Source organism: Bacillus sp. 9.4, assembly GCF_055486415.1.
Map to the genome: position 1 here is coordinate 299519 of NZ_JBVFMU010000002.1, position 19066 is coordinate 318584.

Annotated in this window: 21 protein-coding genes; 1 reads left to right on the plus strand and 20 read right to left on the minus strand. The window is 43.9% G+C overall.

Features of this window, described 5'->3' with window-relative positions:
* Positions 1-18 precede the first annotated feature (18 nt).
* The 13 genes from sucC to ACZ07B_RS08110 form a co-directional block, all read right to left on the minus strand.
* Entirely contained in the window at positions 19-1176 is a 1158-nt protein-coding gene (gene sucC / locus ACZ07B_RS08050) for an ADP-forming succinate--CoA ligase subunit beta (protein WP_003244732.1), read from the minus strand.
* A 172-nt stretch (positions 1177-1348) separates the two neighbouring features.
* Complete coding sequence (locus ACZ07B_RS08055) at positions 1349-1630, minus strand: FlhB-like flagellar biosynthesis protein (protein WP_003232001.1); 282 nt, start codon at positions 1628-1630, stop codon at positions 1349-1351.
* Positions 1627-3357 carry a hypothetical protein gene (locus ACZ07B_RS08060; RefSeq protein ID WP_445214366.1) on the minus strand — a complete coding sequence of 577 codons (1731 nt, stop codon included), beginning with the start codon at positions 3355-3357 and terminating at the stop codon, positions 1627-1629. The genes ACZ07B_RS08055 and ACZ07B_RS08060 overlap by 4 nt, the downstream gene beginning before the upstream one ends.
* A 31-nt stretch (positions 3358-3388) precedes the next feature.
* Positions 3389-4156: a ribonuclease HII gene (gene rnhB / locus ACZ07B_RS08065; protein ID WP_003245658.1), complete on the minus strand. Its 768-nt coding sequence runs from the start codon at positions 4154-4156 to the stop codon at positions 3389-3391.
* A gap of 70 nt (positions 4157-4226) precedes the next feature.
* Positions 4227-5075 carry a ribosome biogenesis GTPase YlqF gene (gene ylqF, locus ACZ07B_RS08070; protein WP_014479772.1) on the minus strand — a complete coding sequence of 283 codons (849 nt, stop codon included), beginning with the start codon at positions 5073-5075 and terminating at the stop codon, positions 4227-4229.
* A 142-nt stretch (positions 5076-5217) separates the two neighbouring features.
* Positions 5218-5565: a 50S ribosomal protein L19 gene (rplS, locus tag ACZ07B_RS08075; RefSeq protein WP_003220825.1), complete on the minus strand. Its 348-nt coding sequence runs from the start codon at positions 5563-5565 to the stop codon at positions 5218-5220.
* 139 nt (positions 5566-5704) lie between these two features.
* Positions 5705-6436: a tRNA (guanosine(37)-N1)-methyltransferase TrmD gene (trmD, locus tag ACZ07B_RS08080; protein WP_029945957.1), complete on the minus strand. Its 732-nt coding sequence runs from the start codon at positions 6434-6436 to the stop codon at positions 5705-5707.
* Positions 6433-6957, minus strand: a complete 525-nt coding sequence (gene rimM, locus ACZ07B_RS08085) for a ribosome maturation factor RimM (RefSeq protein ID WP_024572420.1) — start codon at positions 6955-6957, stop codon at positions 6433-6435. The genes trmD and rimM overlap by 4 nt, the downstream gene beginning before the upstream one ends.
* 4 nt (positions 6958-6961) lie before the next feature.
* On the minus strand, positions 6962-7348 hold the full coding sequence (locus tag ACZ07B_RS08090; protein ID WP_015383649.1) for a YlqD family protein: 387 nt from the start codon (positions 7346-7348) through the stop codon (positions 6962-6964).
* 121 nt (positions 7349-7469) lie between these two features.
* The gene (locus ACZ07B_RS08095; protein ID WP_014476792.1) at positions 7470-7715 is read right to left on the minus strand and encodes a KH domain-containing protein; all 246 of its coding nucleotides are present in this window, start codon (positions 7713-7715) and stop codon (positions 7470-7472) included.
* Entirely contained in the window at positions 7715-7987 is a 273-nt protein-coding gene (gene rpsP / locus ACZ07B_RS08100; protein ID WP_003220815.1) for a 30S ribosomal protein S16, read from the minus strand. The genes ACZ07B_RS08095 and rpsP overlap by 1 nt, the downstream gene beginning before the upstream one ends.
* A gap of 105 nt (positions 7988-8092) precedes the next feature.
* Positions 8093-9433, minus strand: a complete 1341-nt coding sequence (gene ffh, locus ACZ07B_RS08105; protein ID WP_014479771.1) for a signal recognition particle protein — start codon at positions 9431-9433, stop codon at positions 8093-8095.
* A 13-nt stretch (positions 9434-9446) separates the two neighbouring features.
* Positions 9447-9779, minus strand: coding sequence for a putative DNA-binding protein (locus ACZ07B_RS08110; protein ID WP_003238590.1), 333 nt, complete (start codon positions 9777-9779; stop codon positions 9447-9449).
* Between the two features lie 177 nt (positions 9780-9956).
* On the opposite strand from ACZ07B_RS08110, the gene ACZ07B_RS08115 reads away from it, so the two are divergent.
* Positions 9957-10442: an Ig-like domain-containing protein gene (locus tag ACZ07B_RS08115; protein WP_003245834.1), complete on the plus strand. Its 486-nt coding sequence runs from the start codon at positions 9957-9959 to the stop codon at positions 10440-10442.
* Between the two features lie 35 nt (positions 10443-10477).
* Here ACZ07B_RS08115 and ftsY read toward each other — a convergent pair whose 3' ends face one another.
* The 7 genes from ftsY to plsX form a co-directional block, all read right to left on the minus strand.
* Complete coding sequence (gene ftsY / locus ACZ07B_RS08120; protein ID WP_003232026.1) at positions 10478-11467, minus strand: signal recognition particle-docking protein FtsY; 990 nt, start codon at positions 11465-11467, stop codon at positions 10478-10480.
* Between the two features lie 19 nt (positions 11468-11486).
* A complete protein-coding gene (smc, locus tag ACZ07B_RS08125) occupies positions 11487-15047 on the minus strand; it encodes a chromosome segregation protein SMC (RefSeq protein ID WP_024572419.1) in 3561 nt (1186 codons plus the stop codon).
* Positions 15048-15147: 100 nt separating this feature from the next.
* On the minus strand, positions 15148-15897 hold the full coding sequence (rncS, locus tag ACZ07B_RS08130; protein ID WP_003232030.1) for a ribonuclease III: 750 nt from the start codon (positions 15895-15897) through the stop codon (positions 15148-15150).
* A gap of 139 nt (positions 15898-16036) precedes the next feature.
* Positions 16037-16270: an acyl carrier protein gene (gene acpP / locus ACZ07B_RS08135; protein WP_003154310.1), complete on the minus strand. Its 234-nt coding sequence runs from the start codon at positions 16268-16270 to the stop codon at positions 16037-16039.
* A gap of 83 nt (positions 16271-16353) precedes the next feature.
* Positions 16354-17094 (minus strand): 3-oxoacyl-[acyl-carrier-protein] reductase, encoded by a 741-nt coding sequence (gene fabG, locus ACZ07B_RS08140; protein ID WP_015383645.1) that lies wholly within the window; start codon positions 17092-17094, stop codon positions 16354-16356.
* The gene (fabD, locus tag ACZ07B_RS08145) at positions 17087-18040 is read right to left on the minus strand and encodes an ACP S-malonyltransferase (protein WP_015383644.1); all 954 of its coding nucleotides are present in this window, start codon (positions 18038-18040) and stop codon (positions 17087-17089) included. Before fabD ends, fabG begins: the two co-directional genes overlap by 8 nt.
* 18 nt (positions 18041-18058) lie before the next feature.
* Positions 18059-19060, minus strand: a complete 1002-nt coding sequence (gene plsX / locus ACZ07B_RS08150; protein WP_003232041.1) for a phosphate acyltransferase PlsX — start codon at positions 19058-19060, stop codon at positions 18059-18061.
* Positions 19061-19066 lie beyond the last annotated feature (6 nt).

A 19066-nucleotide genomic window follows, 5' to 3' on the forward strand; every position in this document is an offset into this window, starting at 1 on the left:
CCTGCCTTTCATTCTTTCTTAAACTAAGGATACGATTTTCTGCGCGCCGTCAGCCATTGATTCCGCAGATGTAATGTTTAATCCTGATTCACTAAGGATTTTCTTCCCTAGATCTACGTTTGTGCCTTCAAGACGGACGACAAGCGGCAATGTCAAACCAACTTGTCTAGTCGCTTCAACAACCCCTTCTGCGATGACATCACATTTCATAATGCCGCCGAAAATGTTGACAAAAATCCCTTTAACGTTTTGGTCAGAAAGAATGATTTTAAATGCTTCCGTGACTTTTTCCGCGGTTGCACCGCCGCCCACATCAAGGAAGTTGGCCGGTTCTCCCCCATAATGCTTGATAATATCCATCGTAGACATTGCAAGCCCCGCGCCGTTTACCATACAGCCGATATTTCCATCAAGGGAAATGTAGCTTAGATCATATTTGGACGCTTCAATTTCTTTCGGATCTTCTTCATCCAAATCTCTATATTCCATAATGTCCTTTTGTCGGTACAACGCATTGCTGTCAAAATTCAATTTTGCATCAAGCGCCATCACATTTCCGTCGCCGGTAACAACAAGCGGATTGATTTCGGCGATTGAGCAGTCTTTCTCAACAAACGCTTTATATAGTCCAAGCATAAATTTAGCAGCTTTTCCCACGAGCTCTTTTGGAATATTAATAGCGAATGCAATTTCTCTGGCTTGATAGCCTTGAAGGCCAACAGCCGGATCAATGACAGCTTTTTTGATTTTTTCCGGTGTTTTCTCCGCAACTTCTTCAATTTCCGTTCCGCCTTCTTCAGAAGCCATTAAAACGATTCTTGAAGTGGCGCGGTCAAGCACTAGACCGATGTAATATTCTTTTTTAATATCGCAGCCTTCTTCAATAAGTAAGCGTTTTATTACTTGGCCGTCCGGACCCGTCTGATGTGTAACTAGGGTCTTCCCTAATAGTTCTTCGGCATACGCTTTTACTTCGTCTAATGATTTTGCTATTTTTACCCCACCAGCTTTGCCTCGACCGCCAGCATGAATTTGAGCCTTTACGACATAAACCGAGCTGGATAAGCTCTTTGCACTCTCAACTGCTTCTTCTGCTGTAAAAGCCACTTTACCTTCAGGAACAGATACCCCATATTTTCTGAGGACTTCTTTTCCCTGGTACTCATGGATATTCATTTCCCATCCTCCTAACTTATGTAACAAAACTAAAATAGACTGCGCTTTCATTCTATAATATTACTGGAAGAATTGTCTACAGTTCGATGCAAAATCTTTTAATCCTTCTAAACATTCAAACTTTTACTTTATTAAAAACATAAATTTCAAAGGAGGATGGGGAATATTTTAGCTATTTTTTGTTTTTTACGCTTTCGTCCAATTTGTAAATGAATGAAAAAATCTCGGCTACCGTTTCATAAAGAGCTTCAGGAATTTGATCATCTACCGTCAAATGGCGCATTAATTCGACAAGAGTCCGATCTTCTTGAATCGGGACCCCTGCTTTTTTTGCTTCTTTGATAATGTTGTCAGCTACATGGCCCTTTCCTGTGGCAATCACTCTCGGCGCCTTGTCTTTTTGTTCGTCATAATGGAGAGCAACAGCTTTTCTGATCGGTGTCTGCTCTTTCATATTTTCACATCCACTTCCTGATCACTGATACTTGTTATATATTGATCGATTGAAGCCTTTTCTTCGGTGTGAACCCTTTTTTTAGCGTTTACCCCTGAAAGGCTGTACCCCATTTCCTTTAGCCCCTGTTTAAGCGCGGGCACCATCGGATCGATCGCAGCCTGCAGCTCGAAATCAGTCTCTATTGTAATGGTCATGACTTTTTGCTGTACCAAGCAATCAACGACGGTTTCTTTTAGTGTATCAAGCTGCAGCAAAAACAAAAGGCGGCAATGGGAAGGATCAAGCTTTCCATCCGCTTCTTTCTTTCCTTTAAACAGAACAGTCATGTCCTGAACCCCTGACTTCGAAAACATCGGAAATGACATTACAATTTGGCTGTATGATGGATGGTCCTGCTGCATGAAAAGCTGGCCATTTAATTTATGAAAAAGCTGATCGGCTTCTTGTTTGACTGGTTCGGCTACCTCATGCGATGCTCTTAAGGCAGAAAGAGCCAGCTTGATGGATTGCATTTCATCAGATGTGACTGCGCTTCCTTGTTCAAACGCTTTAATGAACGCAACCTCGTCCCTTGCACCGATTGCCGTTTTCACTTTGGATAAGAAAGAAAGAACATCTGCCTTATCCGCCAAATGGGGTGCTGTCTGCTGAACAGCCTTTAAAAAGACTTCGGCTTCCTGGTCTGTGACTTGTGCCGCCTGTAAAACAGCTGAAGCTGCAAGTGACTTACTATCACCCGATGAAGCAGCCGCTTTAATCCAATTTGCTGCTTCTTTCACAATTTGGAGACTGTTTTTTTCAGCAGATTCCGTCAGCTTTACCAGCAGCTGGCGGGCTTCTTTAATTGGAATGTCTGCTGCTGTTTTAACAGACTCTTCTTGTATGCTTCTCTGTTCTGCTGTGTGATTTGCAATCGGCAGGCTGGCTTTTCCGGGGGAGCCAGCTGGTGTGCTAAGCTCCCTGCTTCCAGCAGTATTGGCCGGAGAAGGTGCTTTCGTATTGTCGGTTAAAGAAATAAGCTTATCAATCAGCCGTTCTGCATGGACATCGATTTCACTATTTAAAAGCACCGTAACTGCTTCCTTTAGCTTTGACATCATTTGGCTCTGCTGAGGGTTTTGGTCGATTGCCTGAAGCAGCTGGAATACGTGCTGATGCAACGGAACAGGCGATTTCACCGCGTGAACACCATTCAAAATCTCGGAGTGAATGGGAAGATCACGCTTTAAAGCGAAGAGAACCGTTTCAACTGCTTTTTTTGTGTCTTGCGAAGGCAGCGTGTCCATCCACCGGACAGCTGTTTTGATATCATTTTCTGTTACGGGTATTTTGCTTTTCAGCATCGCTCCTGTCATCATGAGAGCTGCGTTTGACGTCTTCACTGACATGGCATTTAAAAGCTTGCCAGCTGCATCCTGAATGGTTTTAGGATTTTGATCAAAGCTTTGAACGACCTGAAGACGGCCTGTTTGTTCTGCCGTTTTTTTTTCGTAGGAAAACCAATAGTATGCCTGAGGACGAAGCTGGGTTTCAAGTTTTCCCTGAACAGTTTGATTGCCGACTTGGATCAGGGCATGCTGATCTCCTAGTAAACGAAGCACTTTTCCTAAGAGGAGACGCTTCTCCCCGTTTAGCGCTTCGTTTACTTTTGATGTTTCCTGCGGGACGGCTGTACGCCCGAAAAGGTGCTGCAGCGCCTTTTGCACATCATTTCGTATGTTCATTTTAAAAAGGTGCCTCCTTGTCCATGGTGATTTATCTGAAAGATTGAACAGGAGCGAAAGTTTTGCGGTGCAATTCAGTTGGGCCGTATGCAGCAAGAGCCTCCAAATGTTCTTTTGTCCCATAGCCTTTATTTTTTTCAAAGCCGTACATGGGATACGTTTCGGCATAAGCGCTCATCATTCGGTCCCTCGTCACTTTTGCGATACACGCACCTGCCGCAATAGACACGCTTTTGGCATCTCCTTTTATAATTGACGCCTGAGCCGTGTCGAGCGGAAGTGTCATTGCGTCAACAAGCAAATAATCAGGTGTATCCGACAAATCCTGTATCGCTTTCACCATTGCCATTTTTGAAGCTTCATATATATTGATCTCATCAATCACAGTAGCTTCTACAATTCCTATCCCGACCGCCAGTGCTTCCTTCATAATAAGCTCGTAATATTCCTCGCGTTTTTTCTCTGAAAGCTTTTTGGAGTCTGTCAGCCCAAGTATTTCACATTCCTCTGGAAGGATGACTGCGCTGGCGACAACTGGTCCTGCCAATGGCCCCCGGCCGACCTCGTCAACACCTGCAATCAAGCGAAATCCTTTGTTTCTTGCCAGCCTTTCATAGGAAGTCATATTCACCCATTGTTCTTTCAGCGCTTTTTCTTTCGCTTGCTTTTTAAGCCATTGCTCTACAAGCGTTTGAACGCTTTTCCTCGGGTCGTTTTCGCATTGGGCAATAAATGGGTCTTGTGCATCCTTCACTTCCTGCAAACGGTCTTTAATGTCCTTTACGGTTAATGTATTCACTTTCTCTTCTCCCTTACTGTATGTATCGGTTCAGCCAAGAAAAAATAAAGACCCGCATTTCTGCGCGCCTTTACATCGTCGGCTGTTCAAATGACAGCCTGCCGAACTTTTCAGTGCGAATATCGCGAATGATGACTTCAGTCGTCTTATCGTAGTTAATGAGCCCACCGCTCATGAGACAGCCCCGCTTTTCACCTATTGCATCAAACAGCTCAGCAATGTCCTCTGGGATCTCATCAAGGCCATAACGCTCTTTAAGCCGTTCTGGGTAATGTTCTTCGAGAAAACGAAGACCAAATACGGCCACGTCCTGCAAATTGATAATCGAGTCTTTAATAGCCCCGGTGACTGCCAGTCTCAAACCGACAAGTTCATCCTCAAATTTAGGCCACAAAATTCCCGGTGTATCTAATAGCTCTAATTCTTTCCCAACTTTGACCCACTGTTGAGAAGTCGTAATGCCAGGTCTGTCTCCCGTTTTTGCTATGTTTTTCTTTGCAAGCCGGTTGATGAGCGTTGATTTTCCGACGTTTGGAATGCCGATAATCAAAGCGCGAATCGCTCTCGGCTTCACACCTTTCGCACGCATCCGGTCAAATTTTTCTTGGAGGATCTCTTTTGATGCAGGCACAATTTGATTTAACCCTTGTCCATTTACAGAATTAATAGACAGAGAGCGGATCCCCTGCTTCTCAAAGTGCTCTTTCCACCGCTGTGTAACTGCCGCATCTGCTTTGTCAGCCTTGTTTAACAGCATAATTCGCGGCTTGTTTTTTAGAATATCTTCAATCATTGGGTTTCTTGATGACATTGGAATTCTGGCATCTACCAATTCATATACGATATCGATTAATTTTAATTTTTCGGTTACTTCCCTTCTTGCTTTTGCCATATGGCCCGGGAACCATTGAATTGTCATGTGACACGAACACCGCCTTTATCTTCAGTATGCATGATTCATTGTTGTCCTTTATGTATTTTACGATGCCTGTCCGGCATTTTCAAATTCTGTATAAAAAAAGAGCTTGTTACAGGTAACAAGCTCTTTTCGTTCGTTATCATTATCGTCTGATCTCTTTAATACGAGCCGCTTTTCCGCGAAGTTCACGTAGGTAGTAAAGTTTAGCACGGCGTACTTTACCGTAACGTACAACTTCGATTTTCGCGATTTTTGGTGTGTGTACTGGGAAAGTACGTTCAACGCCAACACCGTAAGAAATCTTACGAACTGTGAACGTTTCGCTGATTCCACCACCACGACGCTTAATCACAACACCTTCAAAGATCTGGATACGCTCACGGTTACCCTCAACAACTTTAACGTGTACACGTAAAGTGTCACCAGGACGGAACGCAGGAAGATCAGTACGAAGCTGTTCTTTTGTGATATCTTCAATTAGTTTTTGCATCGTTTTCAACTCCTTCCAACAGATGCTCTTGGCCACAAAAACCGGCACAGCGGAACATCGTTTTCAAGCTTGCAGCGGATAAGCCCGCTTAAGCCACAAGTAGTATCTTATCACAATTTCATAGCCTATGCAATAAAATCTATTCTTTTTCCCATTCAGAAATCCACTTTCTTTGCTGCTCTGTAAGCGGGTAGTCTTTCAACAGATCCGGACGTCTTAGGTAGGTCCTTCTGATCGATTCTTTATTCCGCCATTCTTCAATTTTTGCATGGTTTCCTGACAAGAGTGTTTCAGGCACTTTTAAACCTTTGTAATCTGCCGGTCTTGTATAATGCGGGTGCTCTAAAAGTCCGGTGCTGAAGGAATCCTCAATATGGGAAGCCTCTTTACCCAGTACACCCGGAAGCAGTCTGACCACACTGTCTGCAATCATCATTGCAGGGAGCTCACCGCCCGTCAGAACAAAGTCGCCAATTGATATTTCATCCGTTACCAAGTGCTCGCGAATGCGTTCATCATAGCCTTCATAGTGGCCGCAAACGAACAGCAAATGTTCTTCCTTTGCTAATTGTTCGGCTTTTTTTTGGGTAAAACGCTCACCTTGCGGGCATACGAGGATAATACGCGGAGCAGCGGCTGCCTTTGATGTCAGGTCCTCGACCGCGTCAAAAACAGGCTGGGGCTTGAGAACCATGCCTGCCCCGCCGCCATAAGGATAATCATCAACAGTATTGTGCTTGTTATCAGAGTACTCCCGGAAATTTACGACTTGAAACTGCACCGCATTTTTTTCCTGGGCTTTTTGAAGAATCGATGAGCCGAGCACGCCTTCAAACATTTCGGGAAACAGCGTCAAAAAGTCGATTTTCATTCGTCTATTAACCCTTCCATGAGTTCAATCTCAATTTTCTTTTCCTTGACATCGATATGTTTGACCACTGATTCAATGTAAGGAATGAGTGCGTCTTTTTTTCCTTTTCTTCCGATGACCCAAACGTCATTGGCTCCAGGCGTCAAAATTTCTTTGACCTTTCCGATGAGTTCGCCTTCTTCAGTAAATACTTCACACCCAATAATTTCGTGGAAATAAAATTCACCCTCATTCAGCTCTCCTAATTCTTCTTCAGGAACTTTAATGATTGCGTTTTTCAGCTCTTCTACTTCATTTAGGTTTTGTCTTTCTTTAAACTGCAGGAGATGAAATTGCTTATGCAGTCTATGTGTGTTTACCGTTACCTCCACTGGTTCGTTACGGCCGTCCATAAACAAATACAGCGTGTTTCCCGGCTTGTATCGTTCTTCGGCAAAATCTGTTTTTGAAATCACCCGCACTTCGCCTTTGATTCCGTGGGTATTTACGATTTTGCCTACATTAAACCATCGCTTTGTCATATGATCACCTCTGGCGAATTTCAATTACTTTTCCGTCTTTTATGACGATGGTGTTCGCTGCTGTTTTCTCATGCCAGTCATCCCCGGCTTCAATCGTCAGCAGCGCATCGACTTCCTTTTCTTTCAACTCACTGCCAAGCGGCAATGTATGTACTTGAGCAATTTGAAAATCAATGATTTTTATATCATCTTTTCGCTTTCCTATTGCCTTTTTAAATTGTTCAATCATATCAGGGTTTTGCTGTTCTTTCTCATGTTTTCTAAGCTGAAAATAGAGCTGGCTGCATTCTCGTTCAAGCATTTGTTTCTTTTCGGCAAAAGAAGCTAAAAGCTTTTCTTTACTGCGCTCGGTTAAGACTTGCATAACGGCTACACGGTGAATAATTTGCATCGCACCAAGCTCCCCGCTTTTAAAACTTTTTCTCGCCCAGGCTTTTCTATTTTGCCTAAGCTTCTATCAGTTTACCCTTTTTTTGCGTGTAAAAAAAGGGGAGGTGCCGGCCCTCTCCCTTTTAGTCAAATATTTCAAATTGAACTTTCTTAGAAGACTGTGCGCCAGCTGCAAATACAGCTGTTCGAATCGCTTTTGCAGTCCGGCCTTGCTTTCCGATAACTTTACCGGTATCTGACTTATGGACAGATAAGCGCAACGCAATCTTTTGATCGGTTTCTTCTCTTATGACGCGAATGTCATCTGGATGATCAACAAGCGGCGTCACAATGTGGACAATCAAATCTTCCAAGTGTTGATCAGTCATTACTTGCCTTGTTTAGCGTTGTGGAATTTTTCCATGATTCCTTGGCTAGAGAACAAGTTGCGAACTGTATCAGATGGTTTCGCTCCAGTTTGAAGCCATTTAAGAGCAAGCTCTTCGTCAATTTTTACTTCCGCTGGTTTTGCAACCGGGTTGTAAGTTCCGACTGTTTCGATGAAACGGCCGTCACGTGGTGAACGAGAATCTGCTACAACAATACGATAGAAAGGAGATTTTTTTGCTCCCATACGTTTTAAACGAATTTTTACTGCCATTTTACTAGCACCTCCGAAAATATTTCAACAAGATAGTATATTAACAATGATAAAAGTGTTTGTAAAGTGTTTTTTCTTAACAACGGTTTTATCATGTATAACCGATTACATAAAAGGTAGCTTAAACCCTTTTTTCTTGCCTTTTGACATGTTTGTCATCTGCTTCATCATTTTTTTCATTTCATCAAACTGCTTAAGCAGACGGTTGACTTCCTGTACGGATGTCCCGCTTCCTTTTGCAATCCGCTTCCGCCGGCTGGCATTGATAATATCCGGCTGTTCTTTTTCAAGAACAGTCATTGATTTGATGATTGCTTCCACATGATTCAGCTGTTTTTCATCAACTTGGATGTTTTTCAGGCCTTTCATTTTACCTGCACCCGGCATCATTTGCAGAAGCTCATCAAGCGGCCCCATGTTTCTGACTTGCCCGAGCTGCTCAAGAAAATCGTCCAATGTGAAGCTCATCGTTCTCATTTTTTGTTCCAGCTCTTTGGCTTTGTCTTCATCAACGCTGGCCTGTGCTTTTTCAATCAATGTCAGCACGTCGCCCATGCCGAGAATCCTTGATGCCATGCGTTCAGGATGGAACGGCTCTAACGCATCAAGCTTTTCGCCCAAACCTGCGAACTTAATTGGCGTGTTTGTAACAGCGCGAATAGAGAGCGCAGCCCCGCCGCGTGTGTCTCCATCCAGCTTAGTTAACACAACACCGGTTAAACCGAGCTGTTCATTAAAGCTTTTGGCAACATTCACAGCGTCCTGACCGGTCATTGAATCGACAACCAGGAAAATTTCTTCCGGATTCGCGATTTCTTTGACGTTGGTCAGTTCATCCATCAGTTCATGGTCGATATGCAAGCGGCCTGCCGTATCCAAAATGACATAGTCATAATGTTCTTCCTTGGCTTTCTCAATAGCCTGTTTAGCTATTTCTACAGGACTGACCTGATCGCCAAGAGAGAAAACAGGCATATCAAGCTGTTTGCCGAGTGTTTCCAGCTGCTTAATTGCGGCTGGGCGGTAAATATCGGCAGCAACCAGCATCGGTTTGCGATTATGCTTTTTGCGCAGCAGATTCGCAAGCTTACCGCTTGTTGTCGTTTTACCGGCACCTTGGAGACCGACCATCATAATAACAGTCGGCGGCCTTTTTGCGACGGCGATTTTGCTCTCTTCGCCGCCCATCAGCTCAGTCAGTTCCTCTTGAACAACTTTAATGACCTGCTGGCCGGGCGTCAGACTTTTCATGACGTCTTGGCCTACAGCGCGTTCACTTACTTTTTTGACAAAATCTTTGACTACTTTAAAGTTAACGTCAGCCTCAAGCAGCGCAAGGCGAACCTCACGCATCATATCTTTTACATCTTGTTCGCTGACTTTCCCTTTTCCGCGGATTTTAGAAATCGTCTGCTGCAGTCGGTCGGCTAATCCTTCAAATGCCATAGTTTGCCGCCTCCTAATCTAATTTCTCAAGCGCTTCAATCAGAGCTGTAATTTCTTCCTCTTCTTTTGAACCGGAAGCAAGCTCCTTCAGCTTATTAAACATCTCTTTACGCTCCTGAAACTTTTTCAAAAGGAGCAGCTTTTCTTCATATTGTTCAAGCATTGCTTCTGTTCGTTTGATGTTATCATAAACAGCTTGTCTTGAAACCTCATATTCTTCGGCTATTTCGCCTAGGGAGAAATCGTCCAAATAATAAAGCGACATATAGCTCTTCTGTTTTGACGTCAACAACGACTGATAAAAATCAAACAGATAATTCATTCTCGTTGTCTTTTCGAGTGACATTTGAGCTCTCCCCTTTGTTAAGTCAAATCCCTTTACGATAACTTAGTTTACACGGTTTTATTGACACTGTCAAGTTTTTATCTTGTCAAAGCGGTGATTAACTTTTTCCAAAATACGCTAAATATCATCCAATTTATTCCGATATTGTATATGAACCCTATTTAAAGGAGGATTTTTATGAAAAAAATCGGTTTATTGTTTATGTTATGTCTGGCAGCCCTGTTTACAATAGGTTTTCCGGCACAGCAAGCAGACGCTGCTGAGGCACCTTATAAGGCTTCGATCACAAATATCAGCACAGATGGAGGGGTTTACGGTAAAATCAATTATGGACAAGGTCAATATTGGCGAGTCAAGTACAATATTACAGTAAGCGGCAAATTACTCGACCAAAACGGACAGCCAGTGCCAAACGCGCCCGTAAGATTTGAAGCGGACACGAAGGTCGGAAACACAACACAAACTGCTTCAGGAACCACTGATGCAAACGGAACATTTGAGGTTCCAATGTATTTGGGGCCAGCTGCTGGTTACTATACGTATTACACATCTGTTTCCGTTCATTACTATGACATCATCCCATTCAGAGTTTTTTCTGGTGAATCAAGACTGGTATCCACTGATAACAGCCTTTATCATTTCGCCTATCAAGTAAGAAGATAAAAAAGAAAAGGCCCCAAGATGTTGGGGCCTTTTTCTTAATCGTCGGCTTTTTCCACTAAATCTGAAAAGAGTCCGTACACATAGGATTCTGGATCAAATTCCTGAAGATCATCAACTTTTTCTCCTAAACCGACTAGTTTAACCGGGATGTGAAGCTCGTTGCGAATCGCAAGGACGATACCGCCTTTTGCCGTACCGTCAAGCTTCGTTAAAGCAATGCCGGTAACATTTGTTGCTTTAGAGAACTCTTTTGCCTGAGCCATTGCATTTTGGCCGGTCGTGGCATCAAGGGCAAGCAGCACCTCATGCGGAGCTTCAGGAACTTCTCTTTCGATAACACGTTTCACTTTTTCAAGCTCTTTCATGAGATTTACTTTGTTTTGGAGACGACCTGCCGTATCACAAATTAATACATCGGCATTTCTTGCTTTCGCAGCATGAACAGCATCGTAGATGACAGCCGCCGGATCGCTTCCGGCCGTCTGCTTAATGACAGGCACTCCTGTACGCTCTCCCCACACTTCCAGCTGTTCAATGGCCCCCGCTCTAAAAGTGTCTCCGGCGGCAAGTACGACAGATTTTCCTTCTTGTTTCATTTTATGAGCAAGCTTTCCGATCGTTGTTGTTTTCCCGACGCCGTTTACACCTACCAGAAGGATTACGTTTAAACGCCCATCCTGGATGTTCAGTTCTGAAATTTGCTCATCTCCACTGTTATAAATCTCGACCAATTTCTCAGAAATCACTGACTGGACTTCCTTTGGATCTTGAATATTTCTGCGTTTGACTTCTTTTTTCAGCTCATCTATTAATTCCATAACGGTTGTAAAACCGACATCAGCGCTGATAAGAACCTCTTCAAGCTCTTCGAAGAAATCCTCATCCACTTTACGGTAACGGGATACAAGATCATTCACTTTGTTTTGAAAGGAGTTTCTTGTTTTTTCAAGGCCGTCCTTAAACTTTTCAGATACGGAATCTGTCTGTTTTGTGATTTTCTCTTTTAATTTTTTAAAAAAGCTCATCTTTTAACCTCTTTCCTCGTTACTGAACGAATTCTTTTGTTTCTTCCAGCTTAACTGAGATTACCTTGGAAACACCGGATTCCTGCATGGTTACGCCATAAAGCACATCCGCTTCCTCCATCGTTCCTTTTCTGTGGGTAATCACAATAAACTGGGTATCACTGCTGTATTTTTTTAAATATTGCGCAAACCGGAACACATTCGCTTCGTCGAGCGCAGCCTCTACTTCGTCAAGGACGCAAAACGGCACAGGACGAACCTTTAGGATTGAGAATAAGAGCGCTATAGCAGTAAGCGCACGCTCTCCGCCTGACAGGAGGTTTAAGTTTTGCAGCTTTTTCCCCGGCGGCTGAGCGATAATCTCGACTCCTGAATGAAGCAGATCGTTAGGATCAGTGAGCCTCAGTTCAGCTCGCCCTCCTCCGAATAAGGAGCGGAAAACTTGATCAAAGTGTGAGCGGATTTGGACGAATGTGTCGTTAAAGCGTTTCGTCATTTCTTCATCCATTTCTTCAATCACTTGGAACAAGGTATTTTTCGCTTCTGTTAAATCTTCTTTTTGTTCCGACAGAAACTTGTACCGTTCGTTGACCCTCTCAAACTCATCTATGCTTCCGAGGTTCACGGTACCCAGCTCTTCAATTGCGAGTTTAATCAGCTTCACGCGCTTTCTGGCTTCCTCTGGATCAGTTTCAAGCTGATATTTCTCTTTTGCCCCCTCAAAGGACAAGCTGTATTCCTCCCGTAAGTATTGGAGTAAATTATCAAGCTCGACTTCCATTCGTCCAAGTTTGACTTCTTCGTCTTTTAAGAGCGTTGTTTTTTGTTTATACAGGCGTTTCATTTCTTTCAGCTCACGCTCATACGTATCAAGCCCATGCTGAAGCTTGATGCGCTGATCGCGCCTTAATGCAATCAGTTCGATCGTTTTCGTTTTGTCATTCAATTTATGTTTTGCTGCTTCTTCCAGCTTTTCTTCGCCGCTGGTGCTAGATGACATCTCTGACGTTAAGAAGCTTAAGTCTTCTTTTGCTTCTTTTAACGCAAGCTCTGTTTCAGTGAGCTCTTTCTTTAATCTGGCAAGGTTGTCCTCTTCCCCCTTGCAAGCCTGCTCTTTTTTGGCCGCTGCGATCTTCAGCTCAGTCAGCTCGTTGGAGAGAGACTCTTTCGTTGAGGATTGCGTTTGTTTTTGTTTTGTCAGTCTGTCTATGTCCTCTTCAAGCTGTTTCATCTTTTCAGATACGGCAGAGAGCTCTTCTTCAAGCTTGCGTTTGCGCACTTTTCTCTCTTCATCGCTTTCTGACAGAGCAGATTTTTCTTGGTCATAGAGCTCTAAATGGGTATTGATATTTTTCTCGGCAACTTGAAGTTCGTACAGCTGGCCTTTCACATCCTGCTGCTTTAACCTTAAGCCTTCCCCGGTTTCTCTTAAGTCAGCCAGTTTTTTCTCCATATCCTGAATGGAGTGCTTAAGGGTTTTGACCTCTTGTTCAAGCAGAGCTGTTTTCTCTTCCATTTCAGCGAGCCGTTTCGTCACATCTTCTAGCTCCCGGCTTCTTCCGAGGAGGGAGTTATTTTTCTTTTTAACCGCGCCGCCCGTCATTGAGCCACCAGGGTTCACAACATCTCCTTCAAGGGTTACGATGCGGTACCGGTGCCCGAGAAGCTTTGCAAGCTCGTTTGCACCCTTTAAATCCTCTGTGATCAGCACGGTCCCAAGAAGGTTCTGGATGACGCTTCGATATGCAGGATCAAATGTGACAAGTTCACTGGCAACCCCGAGAAATGATGAATGCCGGGCGGCTGTTTCCGCGTCACGGCTTTGAAGCTGGCGGTCTCTAATAACAGAAAGAGGCAGAAACGTCGCCCGGCCGAAGGAATTCTGCTTTAAATATTGAATCGCTTTGCGGGCAGACTGTTCATCGTCGGTCACGACGTGTTGAGCAGAAGCGCCGAGCGCTATTTCAATGGCCGTTTCATACTTCTGTTCTGTAGAAATCAGCTCAAGAACCGCTCCGCGAATTCCGCCAAGGCGCTCTTTCGCTTTCAGCACTTCTTTAACACCTTGATAAAAGCCGGAGAAATCTCCCTGCATCGTCTCAAGCATGTCCTTTTTTGCTCTCGCTTGCTGAACGTATTGGTATGCCTGATACAGAGCGGATTCATTTTTTTCGTATTGGCGCTTTTTCTGCTCATATTTTGTCTGCATATCACGATATGCACCGACTTGACTGTGAATCTCCTGCTCAATTCGGGCAAATTCCGTTTCACATGCGGCTTTACGCGCAGAAATATCACGCCGTTCCTGCAGGTGCTTTTCATTGTTGTCCGCGAGTCTCTGCAATGTGACAGCGGATTGGGACATCTGGTCATCAAGAAGCTGGAGTTCGTTGCGTATCGAAGCCTGGCTGTTTAACAGCTCAAAATAATCACTTTTCAGCTGCTCGATTTTCTCTTCGACATTTTCATTGTGAAGACTGAGAGCCTGCTGTTTTTCTTTTACTTGCGCCCTTAACTGCTTCACCTCAGCCTGAAGCGTTTCGAAGACAGCTTCCTGCTTCGAAAGCTCTTCTTTCAGAACCATTTCTTTTTGCTGGAACTGAACGATGGCTTCTTCAAGCTGTTCTTGGTTTTGCACAGCGTTTTTCTTTCGTTCTTTTAGGACTTCTTTACGGCCTTCAAGCTTTTCCAGCTCTTCACTTGTTACCAGTAAAACTTGCTGGAGCTCATCTACTGACTCATCAAGCGCTTGTATTTTGTCCCTTGTATCCTCAATCTTTGCTTCTTTCGCAGAAATAGCAGACGATTCAGCAAGCTCTTCTTCTTTTGCCATCTGCACTTTCTCTTTAAGAGTCGACCATTTACCATGCAGCTCTTCGATATCATAGGCAGTCAGCGCAATTTCAACATGCTCCAGCTCTTTCTTTTTCTCAAGGTAGTCTTTCGCTATTGAAGCTTGAATTTTAAGAGGTTCAACCTGTCCTTCAAGCTCATGTAATATATCTTCTACCCGATTTAGATTGTCCTGTGTCTCAAACAGTTTATTTTCTGCTTTTTTCTTTCTCGTTTTATATTTAAGCACCCCGGCCGCTTCTTCAAAGATACTGCGGCGATCCTCCGCTTTGCTGCTCAGGATCTCTTCCACTTTCCCTTGGCTGATAATAGAAAATGCTTCTTTACCAAGGCCAGAGTCCATAAATAAATCAATAATATCCTTCAAGCGGCACGGCTGATTGTTAATCAGAAACTCACTCTCACCTGATCTGTACACACGTCTTGTGACACTCACCTCGTGGAAGTCAATTGGCAAGAAATGATCATCATTATCAAGAGTAAGCGTAACTTCAGCTAGATTTAATCGCTTTCTTGAATCACTCCCGGCAAAAATGATGTCTTCCATTTTTCCGCCGCGAAGAGAGCGTGCCGATTGTTCGCCGAGAACCCAGCGAATGGCATCCGTGATGTTGCTTTTTCCGCTTCCGTTCGGCCCGACAACTGCTGTCACACCTTTAACGAAGTCTACGGAAATCCGTTCTGCAAATGATTTAAATCCTATAACGTCTAAACGTTTGAGGAACATAGCGATCCTCCTTATGTAATAAGTATTTCAATTCTATCATAAACATTGGTGAAATAAGACGGCATACATACTGAAATCCCCCTGAGTCATAAGGGGGATTTTATTGTTTCGTATGGTGTTTTTGCAATTTAGCTAAAGCTTCCTGAGCAGCGTGCTGTTCGGCTTCTTTCTTTGAACGGCCGTTTCCGACTCCGAGTGGTTCACCTTTTAGAGATACGATGGCTTCAAATTCACGGTTGTGCGCAGGTCCTTTTTCGTTGGAGATTTTATACTCCAGAGAGCCTTTGCCGTCCCGCTGCACGTATTCCTGCAGCTGGCTTTTGAAATCCATCACATGAGAAAAAGCACCATCGTTAATTTTAGGGAACACATAAACTTTTAAGAAACTTTCGACCGGCTCTAATCCTTGGTCAAGGTACAAGGCTCCGATAAATGCCTCAAAAACATCCGCCAATAGAGCAGGACGCTTTCTTCCGCCTGTCATTTCCTCGCCTTTACCTAACAGGACAAGATCGCCGAATGACAGCTCGTGAGCCAATGAAACGAGAGACGGTTCGCAAACAATTGCGGCTCTCAATTTCGTCAAATCTCCTTCACTCATAGCCGGGTATTTGGCAAATAAGAATCTGGAGATCGTCAGTTCCAAAACAGCGTCACCTAAAAATTCAAGCCTTTCATTATCTTCATACGGCTTTTTCCGATGCTCATTCACATAAGATGAATGTGTAAATGCTTGATACAAAAGCTTTTCATTTTGAAAGTGAACCGAAATCCGTTCTTGAAACTCTTTAAATTGTTCTACTTTTTTATAGAACTTTTTTTTATCTTTATAATGTGAGTGTTTTGACATAGTAACCTCCATAGGCACATCAGGTTCACCGCGCTTCTCTGACTAAACCGGATACAGCGCGCGTAAAAGCGGCATGCTGTAATAACTGCACGAATAAAGGGCTAAAGCCCCGCGTTTCGGCGGGACTTTTAGCATCAGCTTATTGCTGGTTTTGTATGTAGTTCACAGCGTCGCCGACTGTTGCAATCTTTTCAGCATCTTCGTCAGAAATCTCCATATCAAACTCGTCTTCAAGTTCCATAACAAGCTCAACTACATCTAGGGAATCAGCACCTAAGTCTTCCTTGAAAGAAGCTTCAAGTTTGACGTCTGCTTCATCAACGCCAAGGCGATCTACGATGATTTTCGTTACACGCTCTAATGTGTCTGCCATAGCAATTCACCTCCCCTCAAGTATTATAGTGGATTCGTTTTTAAAAAACTAGAGAAACTACGATGAAATTTTCGAGAAAAAACTTACATCACCATTCCGCCGTCAATATGAAGCGTTTGGCCTGTCATATAACGAGCTCCCTCTGAAGCTAGGAACGTGACAACACTACTGACATCGCTAGGATCACCAAAGCGCGCGAGCGGAATTTGTTTCAGCATTTCGTCTTGAACGTCTTTTGCAAGTTTATCTGTCATATCAGTTGAGATAAATCCTGGCGCTATTGCGTTTACCGTAATATTTCGGCTGGCGAGCTCTTTAGCAGAAGACTTGGTTAAACCGATGACGCCGGCTTTTGCAGCCACATAGTTGGCTTGTCCAGGGTTTCCGCTGACGCCGACGATAGACGATACGTTAATAATGCGGCCTGAACGCTGTTTCATCATTTGTCTTGTAACAGCTTTCGTGCAGTTGAAAACACCCTTCAGGTTAATGTTAATAACGTCATCCCATTCGTCTTCTTTCATTCTCATGATGAGATTGTCTCTTGTAATCCCGGCATTATTAACCAGAATGTCAATCGTAGAAAAAACTGATAGCGTTTCTTTTATCATGTTTTGTACATCTTCGGGATTTGATACATCCGCTTTGACAGCAATTGCGTTTCTGCCCATAGATTTGATTTCATCTACCACTTCATTTGCTTTCGCTTCATTGCCGGAGTAGTTCACGACAACATTGGCGCCGCTTTTTGCCAGATCAAGGGCGATTGAGCGGCCGATTCCGCGGGATGCGCCAGTGACAATAGCCGTTTTATCATTAAGCATTATCATTCTCCTCCTTAAGCGTTTGAATTGCCAGCTCGATCGTTTCCGGATCTGATACAGCAATTGTTTTTAACCGTCTATTTACTTTTTTCACAAGGCCTGAAAGCACTTTTCCGGGACCGATTTCAATAAAAGTCGTAACACCCTCTGCGATCAGCTTGTTAATGCTTTCCTCAAAACGAACCGGAGAGTAAAGCTGCTCAATAAGTTTTTCTTTGATATCTGCTTTTTCAGTCATCACGTCAGCAGAAACATTTGAGATGACCGGAACGTCAGCGTCTTTTATGTCACAGGCGTCCAATACCTCTTTCAGCTTTTCAGCAGCCGGTTTCATCAGTTCAGAATGGAACGGACCGCTTACTTCAAGCGGAATTGCGCGTTTTGCGCCGTTCTCTTTTGCCAGTTCAGATGCAAGCTCGACCCCTTTAGCTGTTCCAGAAATGACGATTTGGCCAGGACAGTTGAGATTCGCAAGCTGTACAAGGTTGCCTTCCTCTGTGACTTTATCGGTTACTTGCTTTAATGCTTCAGCATCCATGCCGAGAATCGCAGCCATTGCTCCTTCGCCAGCCGGCACCGCTTCATTCATAAACTCTCCGCGCTTTCTGACGGTATAAACAGCATCTTTGAAAGACAGAGCGCCAGCCGCAACCAGTGCAGAATATTCACCAAGGCTGTGTCCTGCTGTGAAATCAGGTGTAATGCCAGATTCTTTAAATTTCTCAAGAACAGCGATGCTTGTCGTAAGCAAAGCAGGCTGCGCATTGTATGTAAGTGTTAATTCTTCAGCAGCACCCTCAAAAATAAGCGAGCTGAGTTTTGTTTCTAATGTTTCATCGGCTTCATCAAACAGACGCTTTGCAGCAGGCACCTGCTCATAAAGCTCTTTTCCCATGCCGATAAATTGTGATCCCTGACCCGGGAATAAAAATGCAATCTTACTCATGATGTAAAAACCTCCAGACTACTCATCTGTTTTTTCTTCTTTCACTTCTTCCTGAATGAGCGCAGCCACATTTTGGCTGACCATCTCTCTTGCTTGCCGAATCGCATGGAATACAGCATTCGAATCTGAAGAGCCGTGCGCCTTGATCACAGGCGCTTTTAAGCCAAAAAGACTTGCTCCGCCATAATTCGAATACTCCATTTTCATTTTCATTTCTTTCAATTTTGGTTTCAGCACAGCTGCTGCAAGCTTGGATGTCAAAGTAGACGTCATTACGTCTCTCATCATTTTAAAAATTGACAACGCAGAGCCTTCCAGCGTTTTGAGTGTAACATTCCCGGTAAAGCCGTCTGTTACTACAACATCCGCCACATCATCTAAAAGGTCTCGCGCTTCCACGTTTCCGATAAAATTGATGTTTGCTGTTTCTTTTAAAATTTGAAACGTCTGCTTCGTCAGTTCGTTTCCTTTTTTATCTTCTGTTCCGACATTTAAAAGTCCGACTCTCGGTGAAGTGACACCGCGCACTTGCTGAGAATAAACAGAACCCATGATGGCGTATTGAACGAGGTGCTCCGGTTTGGCATCGACATTGGCGCCGACATCAAGGAGAAGAAATCCGTCTCCCGAAACAGTCGGAAGTGTCGGGGCAAGCGCCGGACGGTCAATTCCTTTAATTCTTCCGACAATAAAGAGACCGGCTGTCATTAATGCACCGGTATTTCCTGCTGAAATGCAGGCGTCAGCTCTGTTTTCCGCAACCTCCTGCGCCATAAGAACCATAGATGAGTTCTTTTTTCTTCGCACGGCACGGACCGGTTCATCCGTAGGCTCAATCACTTCATCTGCGTGCAGCACCGTGATGCGATCTGATGTAGTTGTTAAATGTGATTCTATCGTTGTTTTGTCACCGACAAGTGTGATATGGAGATCATCAAATGCCTCTATACCTTTTATAACTCCGTCAATAACAGCTTTGGGAGCGTGGTCTCCTCCCATTGCATCTACAGCTATTCTCATGCATGC